This is a genomic window from Pseudomonas sp., from assembly GCF_050739995.1.
In the GTDB taxonomy this organism is placed as follows: domain Bacteria; phylum Pseudomonadota; class Gammaproteobacteria; order Pseudomonadales; family Pseudomonadaceae; genus Aquipseudomonas.
The window spans coordinates 1-6,819 of record NZ_JBOICG010000734.1; the positions used below are offsets into that span (position 1 = coordinate 1).

Here is a 6,819-nt window from a genome sequence, read left to right on the forward strand (position 1 = left end):
TCACTGGCGTATCGCAGTCGATCGAACCGACCTACCAGAACCTGTATGTGAAATCGAACCTGTCGGGCGAATTCACCGTGATCAACCCGTACCTGGTTCGCGACCTCAAGGCCCGCGGCCTGTGGGACTCGGTCATGATCAACGACCTGAAGTACTACGACGGTTCCGTGCAGCAGATCGAGCGTATCCCGCAAGAACTCAAAGAGCTCTACGCGACCGCCTTCGAAGTGGACACCAAGTGGATCGTTGACGCCGCCAGCCGTCGTCAGAAGTGGATCGACCAGGCCCAGTCCCTGAACCTGTACATCGCTGGCGCTTCAGGCAAGAAACTGGACGTGACCTACCGCATGGCTTGGTACCGTGGCCTGAAAACCACTTACTACCTCCGTGCCCTGGCTGCGACCAGCACCGAGAAGTCGACCATCAACACCGGTAAGCTGAACGCTGTTTCCAGCGGCAACCACGGTGATGATTCGGTACTCGCTGCCCCAGCCGGTCCGGCGCCAGTGCCAAAAGCCTGTGCGATCGACGAGCCGGATTGCGAAGCTTGCCAATAAGCTGAGCCGGTTCCTGGTGTAACCACCCGGAACTGAAAAACCCCCGATAGACCCTGGATACAGTTGGGTTTATCGGGGGTTTTCTTTTGCCAAGACAAACATCAGAACAACACGGTTGCAATACCCGACCGAGGTACTCCACCTCGCCTGCCCCACAACTCAATATGACCGTCGATCACCGCCATTGAATGGCCGCCGTACTCCACCGTCCCCACCCTGCTGCTTCTCAAATCAGCATCTGTTGCAGGCCTGTAATGCCCCTTGAGGCCCAAACGGTCCAGTCCTTCACGCGAATATTCACCATCATTGAGGCTATTCATTGCCGCCTGGAAACTACGCCCGGCTGTGCCATCGTTGTTTTCCATCTGCGCCCGCTTGGCACTCGCCGCATACATAAAGTTGGCATCCGTGATCATCGCCGGATCATCCCCCTTGAAACGAGCTTGAGTTGCGGCCTGCCTCAGCTCCTCTTTGGTCAAAGAAAGCTTGAACCCATCTCGCATAGTCACGTCATAGCCACTATTCGTCTCCCTTACCTCTTTGAATACATCGGTAGGTTTCTGGCCAAACTGCATCATTGCGGCCTTTATTGCCGATACGGTAACGCAGTTTCCATCAGGTCCCTGGCTGAAACCGCTCCAGATATTGTTCGGTTTTTTACCTGGGTTACTGTTGTCAGGCTTGTAATTGAAATATTTAGCCCCCTCTGTAATGGGCTTGTTGCTCATGGATTCGGAGGGACCAAAACCTTGCGGATTGACTCGATTACGACCGCCACCACCACCTGGAGACAGGGGTGGAGATGGAGGCGTCGGGGACGGCTCATCCGGAAACAGATCCGGAAACAGCGCCTTCAACCATGCCCACCAAGCGTCAGCCTTGTCTTTCTTGAGCTCGTCGAGAATCGCTTTGAACTTCTCGTCTCCGAGCTCTTCTCGTATTGTATTCAGCTTGTCACGCAGATCCCGAGCCGTCTGGTTTTTGGACGTTTTCTCGGCATCTTCAAGCTCTTTGAGCAACTGACTGATAGATTCTTTTTTGGAATTTACACCCGGTGCCGTGCCATCCGAACGACTTACACCCGCCAGATAACTCTCACCCCAGCCAACGCTAATACGTACCCCACCCCCCCCTCGGGCTGATGTCGACGACTCCCACATACCGCCCCCTTATGATCCAAGCCTCTACGCTTGAATAAGTGAAAAGAGCGGTGTGATCGGTTCCAGCAGATACATGTCATCGCGTGACTACACCACACAGGGGGTGGGAAACGGTCTGATGCCAAATAGCAGGCAAAAAAAACCCCTCTATCGAGGGGCTTTTCTGGTCAAAAACATCAGGCCAACAGCATCAAGTCATCTGAATGATGGTCTGCATGATGGTGCTCTGGGTGGAGATGGTCTTGGCGTTCGCCTGATAGTTGCTCTGGGCCTTGATCAGGTCCACCAGCTCGTTGGTCAGGTTGACGTTGGAACTCTCCAGGGACTTCGACACGATCGAACCCAGGGTGCCGGCTTGCGGGGTGTCATAACCCGGCTGGCCCGAGGCGAAGGTTTCTTTCCAGGTCGTGCTGCCCGCTGGCTGCAGGCCTTGCTCGTTGTTGAAGCTAGCCAGGGAGAGTTGACCGATAGCTTTGCTCTGCTGGTTGCTGAACGTCGCGAACAGCACCCCGTTACCGTCGATGTTCAAACCGGTGATCTGGCCGGTGGCGTAGCCATCGGTGACCGGAGGGTTACGGTAAGTGGCCGAGTTGTACTGGGTGATATTAGCCATGTTGATGGCGATCCCGGTCGGGTTGGCCGTCGCGCCGTTGGCCTTCCACACGCCGTTGGTCACTGTCCCTGGCGTCCAGTTGGAAATGGTCAGCGTGGTGCTGGTGGACGTACCGGTGACAATCCCGGTGAGCTTGCCGGCGCCGTCAAAGCTGAGTGTCGAAGCGGTCGGCGGCGTGGAGCCTGTACCGGTCGGGGCCGTACCATCAGGATTACGACCATCGATCAGGGTGTAGGATTTCCAGGTGTTGGAATCCGTCTTGACCAGGTACTGCACCATTGGGTGGGCGTTACCCTGGCTGTCATACAAAGTGGTGTTGTACTGGGTGGTGAAGGTTTCGGACTTGGTTGGATCGAACGGCGTAGCCGTCTGGTCGATCACCGGCGACGACGAGTTCAGGTTGCTTTGGGAATCCACTTTGGTGGAAGCCTTGGGCGGCAAATTCGCCAAGTTCAATTGCAGGTCGGTCAAGGCGCCCTTGATGATGTTGCCATTGGCGTCCGCCGCGTAACCCTGCAAACGCGAAGTGCCGGTGTTGTTGGTGATGTAGCCGTCTTTATCCGCACGGAAGGAGCCGTTACGGGTGTATTCCAGCGAACCGTCACTGCCCTTTTGCACGAAGAAGCCACCGCCCTGGATCGCCATGTCCAGCAGGCCACCGCTGCCGACCACATCACCTTGAGTGAACTGCTGCGACACTGCCGCCAGGCTCACACCGCTACCGACGCTGTTCTGACCAGTCCCCAGCTTGGAGGCTGCGTAGATGTCCGCGAACTCTGCACGGGATGACTTGAAACCGGTGGTCGCGACGTTGGCGATGTTGTTGCCGGTCACGTCCAGTTGTTTGTTGGCCGCATAGAGGCCGCTAAGGCCGATGTTAAAAGACATGTTTCTCTCCCTCTGCCGTATTTAGCCGGCTCTATGTACCGATAGTCTGAATTTGCGACAGCTTGACGCTGCCCATGCCGCCAGCAAGGTTCAGCAACATCTCGCCGCCGGTCTTGCTCAAGGTCACGCTGGTCACCGTGGCAGGCAGCGAAGTCAACAGGGCAGCCGAGTCGCCCTTGTCATTCTTGTAAGTGGCGTTGAAGGTGTAGGTGCCGGCTGGGGCAACTTCACCCTTGTCGTTCTTGCCATCCCAGATAAAGCTGGAATTACCGGCGCTCTGGGCGCCCATATCGATAGTGCGTACCACATTGCCGTCTTTGTCGGTGATCTTGACCGAGACGTTACCCGTGGCAGCTGTCACCGCCACCGAGCCGGTCATGCTCTTGCTGGTATCTACCGTGGCCTTGTCGGTCTGGGTGATGATCGAACGCCCCACCAGCGACGACGCTTGCAACGCTTGCGACGAGCTGAAGTTGCTGGAGATCGCATTCACCGAGTCGTTCAGGGTATTGATGCCTTCCAGGCTGCTGAACTGGGCCAGCTGTGCGACGAACGCACCGTTGTCCTGGGGCGACAGCGGGTTCTGGTTTTTCAGTTGGGTCACTAGCAGTTGCAGGAACGCGTCCTTGCCCAAGGACTGGTTGCCCGTGGCGGCCTTGGCAGCGCTATTGAGACTGCTGTTGTCCGTGGCGGTCTTGACCTTGGAATTGAACAGGTCCTGGACCGGCGTGTTGGCTGGAGTAGAAGTGGTATCAACAATGGCCATTATTTGGCGCCCCTTATCACTGACCCAGGGTCAGGACCTTCTGCATCATGGTTTTGGCGGTGTTCATCATTTCCGCATTGGTCTGGAACGAGCGGCTGGCAGAGATCATGTCAGCCATTTCCTCAACCACGTTGACGTTGGGGTAGTACACGTAGCCCTTTTCGTTCGCCGCGGGGTGGTTAGGCTCGTAACGGGCCTCAAGGTTGCTCTGGTCTTCGACGACACCCAGCACCTGCACGCCGGAGCCTGCAGCATCCTGGTTCTGGAACAGCGAATCACTGCCGTTACCCTGGCCACCTTGGAACATGGTGGCGAACACCGGGTGGCGGGCGCGGTAGGTCTGGTCGATGCTCGAAGACACAGTCTCGGCGTTGGCGATGTTACTGGCGACGGTGTTCAAACGCGTGGTCTGCGCGCTCATGCCACTGCCGGCAATATTGAAAACACTGGACAGGGACATGGCTTACTCTCCACGCAGGGCTGACATCAGCCCTTTGAATTTGCTATTGAGCAGGGTGAAGCTGGCCTGAAAGTTCACCGAGTTCTCGGCATAGGCCGATTGCTCCAGTTGAGCGTCGACGGTGTTCTGGTCGATCGAGGGTTGCATCGGCGTGCGATACAGCAGCGATTCGTCACCATTGCTCAGGCCTTGCGCTTCGATATGACGGCTATTGGTCATGTTCAAGGCGAAGGTGCCATTCTTGGTCTTGTCCTGTTGTGCAGCGAGCACAGCAGAAAAATCCAGGTCCCGAGCCTTGTAGTTCGGGGTGTCGGCGTTGGCAATGTTGTTAGCCAGAACTTCAGCACGCTGGGCGCGGAAGCCCAAGGCTTGTTCGTGGATACCGAGCGCTTTATCGAAGCTGATGCTCATGGCGGAAACCTTTAGGCTGACCTGCTTTTCGTAACAGGGTTATAGCAAGGCCCATGCCAATTCTTAGAACGCCTGTATCTCAGGGGTTTGCGGGGTGTTTGCCGGCGGCAATGCCAGAAAAGCGGCAACGGGTTTCCGCGTGGCGCCAGTAAAGCGGCAATGCGGGATTGCCGCTGTCTTGAAATTTGCCGCATAACAAATGTGGGAGGGGGCAAAGCCCCCTCCCACATTTTTTACCGAGTACTGTTTGCTTACTTGGCCTGGTAAATGATCCCAGGGCTGCATTGCACCATCTGGTAATGATCCGGCAGGCCGTTCAATGCCTCGGACGCGCCAAGGAACAGATAGCCGCCACGCTTGAGGGTGCCATGGATGCGCAACAGGATGTCTTTCTTCACTTCAGCCGAAAAATAGATCAGCACGTTTCGGCAGAACACCATGTCGAACTTGCCCAGGCTCGCATAACTGTCGAGCAGGTTGAACGAGCGAAACTCGACTCGGTTCTTGATCGGCGCCTTGACCGCCCATCGCCCTGCCCCTTTCGGGTCAAAGTAACGTTGCAGGCGCTCCTGGGACAAACCACGGCCCAGGGCAAGACTGTCGTATTCGCCGGTTTTGCAATTGGTGAGCATGGTGCCGGATAAGTCGGTGGCAACAATTTGCGCACCGGCCTTCAATTGGCCCATGTTGGTACGCTCGAACTCATCGATGGACATCGAGATCGAGTACGGCTCCTGCCCGGAAGAGCATGCCGCCGACCAGATGCGCAGGCGTTGCCCGGGGCTGGCCTTGATGGCCTCCGGCAGTACCTTGCTCTTGAGCACCTCAAAAGGATACGTGTCGCGAAACCACAAGGTTTCGTTGGTGGTCATGGCATCGACCACCATTTCCTTGAGCCCGCTACGCGGCTGACCCTGGATGCGCTGTACCAACTCACCCAGGGATTTGATGCCCTGCTGCTCCATCAGTTTGTTGAGACGGCTGGATACCAGGTACTGCTTGTTTTCACCGAGCAATATGCCACAGGCTTTTTCCAGGAAGACCCGGAACTGTTCGAAATCCAAATTACCCGTAGACAATGATACCGCCTCTTAAATCGTGTGACCGCCAGGGGAAATCCCCTAGCCGTGATCTGCTGCCTTGATCCGGTCGACTACCCGGGATGCCAGGTCATCAGGGCGGAATTTGGCCAGGAAGTCATCAGCGCCGACTTTCTTGACCATCGCCTGGTTGAATACACCCGACAACGAAGTATGCAGGATGATATGTAATTTTTGCATGCGTGGGTCATTGCGTATTTCGGCCGTGAGGGTATAGCCGTCCATTTCCGGCATTTCAATGTCGGAGATCATCATCAAGAACTCTTCCTCCGGCTTCTTGCCCTCATCCACCAGCTTACGCAGATAGTCCAACGCCTGGCGACCGTCATTCAGGGCCACCACCTCCACGCCAACCGTTTGCAGGCAGCGCGTCACTTGCTTGCGTGCGACCGAGGAATCGTCAACGGTCAATACGCGCAGGGACACCGCCTTGTGCGCCGTCTCGGCATCCACCACGCCTATCGAGATGGCCTCCGAGGTCGGCGCCACTTCGGCGAGGATTTTCTCCACGTCGATGATTTCCACCAACTGGTTATCCACCCGCGTCACCGCCGTGAGGTAGTGGTCGCGCCCGGTGCCCTTGGGCGGCGGATGGATCTCTTCCCAGTTCATATTGACGATGCGCTCTACCGAGCGCACCAGGAAACCCTGGGTCTTGGTGTTGTACTCGGTAATGATCACGAACGGGCTCTCGCGGTCCTGCAACCCCGCCGAACCGGTGGCCATTGCCAGGTCAAGAATCGGGATGGTCGCGCCACGAATGTTGGCCACACCGCAAACCACCGGGCTGGACTTGGGCATTATTGTCAGCTTGGGACACTGCAGCACTTCGCGAACCTTGAAGACATTAATCCCGTACAGCTG

Annotated in this window: 7 protein-coding genes and 1 pseudogene; 1 reads left to right on the top strand and 7 read right to left on the bottom strand. The window is 56.7% G+C overall.

What is annotated here, in order from left to right:
- Positions 1-557, top strand: a pseudogene (locus ACRESD_RS24770) (ribonucleoside-diphosphate reductase subunit alpha); the annotation flags it as partial.
- A 101-nt stretch (positions 558-658) separates the two neighbouring features.
- Here the strand turns inward: ACRESD_RS24770 and ACRESD_RS24775 are convergent.
- From ACRESD_RS24775 to ACRESD_RS24805, 7 genes are all read right to left on the bottom strand, one after another.
- Positions 659-1,717 carry a hypothetical protein gene (locus ACRESD_RS24775; RefSeq protein WP_431753320.1) on the bottom strand — a complete coding sequence of 353 codons (1,059 nt, stop codon included), beginning with the start codon at positions 1,715-1,717 and terminating at the stop codon, positions 659-661.
- A 190-nt stretch (positions 1,718-1,907) separates the two neighbouring features.
- Positions 1,908-3,218: a flagellar hook protein FlgE gene (gene flgE, locus ACRESD_RS24780; RefSeq protein WP_431753321.1), complete on the bottom strand. Its 1,311-nt coding sequence runs from the start codon at positions 3,216-3,218 to the stop codon at positions 1,908-1,910.
- A 31-nt stretch (positions 3,219-3,249) separates the two neighbouring features.
- Positions 3,250-3,984: a flagellar hook assembly protein FlgD gene (flgD, locus tag ACRESD_RS24785; RefSeq protein ID WP_431753322.1), complete on the bottom strand. Its 735-nt coding sequence runs from the start codon at positions 3,982-3,984 to the stop codon at positions 3,250-3,252.
- A gap of 16 nt (positions 3,985-4,000) precedes the next feature.
- Positions 4,001-4,444, bottom strand: a complete 444-nt coding sequence (flgC, locus tag ACRESD_RS24790; protein ID WP_060756328.1) for a flagellar basal body rod protein FlgC — start codon at positions 4,442-4,444, stop codon at positions 4,001-4,003.
- Positions 4,445-4,447: 3 nt separating this feature from the next.
- Positions 4,448-4,855, bottom strand: a complete 408-nt coding sequence (gene flgB / locus ACRESD_RS24795) for a flagellar basal body rod protein FlgB (protein WP_010208346.1) — start codon at positions 4,853-4,855, stop codon at positions 4,448-4,450.
- A gap of 251 nt (positions 4,856-5,106) precedes the next feature.
- The gene (cheR, locus tag ACRESD_RS24800) at positions 5,107-5,934 is read right to left on the bottom strand and encodes a protein-glutamate O-methyltransferase CheR (RefSeq protein ID WP_025854126.1); all 828 of its coding nucleotides are present in this window, start codon (positions 5,932-5,934) and stop codon (positions 5,107-5,109) included.
- Between the two features lie 42 nt (positions 5,935-5,976).
- Positions 5,977-6,819: chemotaxis protein CheV (locus ACRESD_RS24805; protein WP_431753323.1), on the bottom strand; the 843-nt coding region annotated here is incomplete at its 5' end.